Annotated in this window: 1 pseudogene; it reads left to right on the forward strand. The window is 57.0% G+C overall.

Annotation, left to right across the window (positions count from 1 at the left end):
- Nucleotides 1-838: 838 nt before the first annotated feature.
- Nucleotides 839-2777 (forward strand): annotated as a pseudogene (locus BGO59_RS06690) (hypothetical protein); the annotation flags it as partial.

The raw sequence follows: 2777 nt of genomic DNA on the forward strand, positions 1-2777 counted from the left end.
CAGTGGGGGCACCTATGATGTGAACCGGCTCAACAACATCTACGCCCGAATCATCAACGGAATCTGAGCTACTCCAGGGGCCGGTGACGAAGCCATGTCTACCGGCTCCTGGCAGTACCAGCCATCGCCGTCAATTATCCTTTACCATCAGGAGCAATTTGTGCGAATAGTACCATTCAGGCTATTGACACAGTCCTCCCTGACCGAGGTTGAACAATCCGCCCGGTATGTTTCCCCAATCAAGAGTGAAGGCATCGTAGCCCCAATACACTTCTGCGAAATAACGTCAATAGACTAGCGTCAATCTTGGGCGGCCAACGGTTACAGAAAGCCGGGGACACACGTGCGTCAACAAAGCCCAGCACCCATACTCCGTCTGCCCACGATTCCAGAAGCCAGCGTGCTAAAGACTCGTTTGTCGCGTATTCGCACAGGTACATTCCGTGACCCGATAAGTAAACAATTGGTTTTTTTCGCGCTGCGAAATAGCTAGCCAGTACGCCCAACAAAACCCGTTTTACCTAAAAAATAATACAATTCAAAAAACAAACATATAGTCTTTTTAAGATCAAGTATATTTTTTCATTTTTATTGTATATTAATATATATTATCATATTATATTATTTATATTTTACAAAACTAGCCAAATCAATCTATTTTGTACTATTTAAATAACCGGATAACCTACCCAGAATGCACTCGTTTCAAACTCTTGAAAACACTACCCTATCCACTTTATTGCTACCCATTTGCCCAGTCCCATAGCTCATTCACCCATCTTTCTTTTAACCTATCCGTTCGTTTTTAGTCAACTTTCTACCAGCTATTACTCAGAAAATGTTCACGTACTCGCTCAATCGTCTGACACCCTGTTTCCTGTTTACCGTACTGGCTTTTTTGATAAACACCCTCCCGGCCAGGGGGCAGTGTACCACCTACACCACCACGGGGCTCTACTCCTTTACCGTACCGCAGGGTGGGCTCTTTCGGGTGGAGATCACCGCCAAAGGCGCTGATGGGGGGACTGAGTTTAAAGGCAAAGGAGGCAGTGGAGCCACCGTAACGGGCACTTTTGTGCTGCAAACAGGCGATGTGATCACCAGTATTGTGGGCCAGTCGGGTGCATCCGGATCCGATAGAACTAGCGGAGGAGGGGGCACAGGAGTCGTGCTCACCCGAAACAATGTCCCCAGTTTACTACTGGCTGCGGGCGGTGGAGGGGGCGCGGCTGCTTCTATTACTGTCGATGGGGGTGGTGGCCAAGGACGGGGACCCAGTACCGGCGGAACCGGTGGAGTGTCCAATGGTTCAAATGGCGGAGGGGGCGGGGGCGGAGGCCTGGATGGTCCGGGGCAAAAAGGAACCAATGGCGCAAAAAACAACCTATATTCGGGAACGGGGGGCGGTCAGGCCAGCCTGACCGCCCTCAGCCCAGGGGGAGCTGACAATAGCAATACTAACCGGGGCGGGCAGGGGTTTGGCGGGGGGGGCGGGGGAGACCTCTACAGATCTGGCTCGGGTGGCGGGGGCGGTTATGGGGGTGGAAATGGGGGGTTTGAGTACTTTTCCGCTACGGGGGGCTACTCCTACCTCAGCTCCACCGCCAGCAACACGGCCATCACCCCCGGCCTCAACGGCGGAGGACAGAACCAGGATGGACAGGTCACCATCACCCTGCCCCCAAGCCCTATCATCGCCACCGCCCCTGCCTCCAAAACCACCATTTGCTCCGGACAGACCGTCACCCTGGCCGGATCACTGGCCAAAGCCACCGGCACCTGGACCATGATCCTCAGCGACGGCACCAGCACCACCGGAAACACCTCCTCCTTTTCCATTCCACTCACCCCCACCACCAGCACTACCTATACCATTCAGTGCCTCTACGATGGGAATGGAGCGGCCCTCAGCACCAACCTGCAGGGGAGCCTGGAAGTCACCGTCAATACATCCCCAACCCTGTTTTCGGTGACCGGACTGGGCGGATACTGCCCCGGATCGGCCGGAGCAGCCATCGGCCTGGATGGCTCAGACCCAAACATCACCTACTACCTGCTACTGACCGGGTCCAGGAGCCCCAGCCCAGCCGATGAGCGGCTGGGCACCGGCAACCCTCTCTCGTTTACCCCTCAGACCCAGGTGGGCACCTATACCGTGCAGGCCCTCAACAAGCGCAATCAGTGTCAGCCGGTCATGAATGGATCAGTCACCGTCAGCCTTCTGCCATCCCCCACCAGCTTCTCGGTGACGGGGGGCGGGGCCTTCTGCCAAGGTGGAACGGGCGCGCCCATCGGCCTGGCCGATTCCGAAACGGGAGTCACCTACACCCTGCTGCGCAACGGCTCGCCCACCAGTGCCACCCTGAGTGGGACCGGCAATGCCCTCTCGTTTGGCAGCCAGACCCTGACGGGCACCTACACCGTGCAGGCGGCCACCACCCAGGGGCAGTGTCTGCAAACCATGAGCGGCTCGGTCACCGTCAGCATTACCTCCCTGCCCAATGCCAGCTTCTCCGGACTGGCCAGCACCTACTGCAACAATGCCAGTGCGGTCACCCTGGTGCCCACCACCGCCGGGGGTAGCTTCAGTGGACCTGGCATCAGCGGCACCAGCTTCAATCCCGCCACGGCCAGCACCGGAGGCACCATCGCCTACTCGCTGACCGTCAACGGCTGTAGCAACACCTCCTCCCAGACGGTCACCGTCAATGCCGCCCCCACCCTGTCGGCGGGGGCCTCCCTACCCCAGGCCAATGTGGGCGTCACCGTCAGCCTAT

It is taken from the genome of Spirosoma sp. 48-14 (assembly GCF_001898575.1).
GTDB lineage: Bacteria > Bacteroidota > Bacteroidia > Cytophagales > Spirosomataceae > Spirosoma.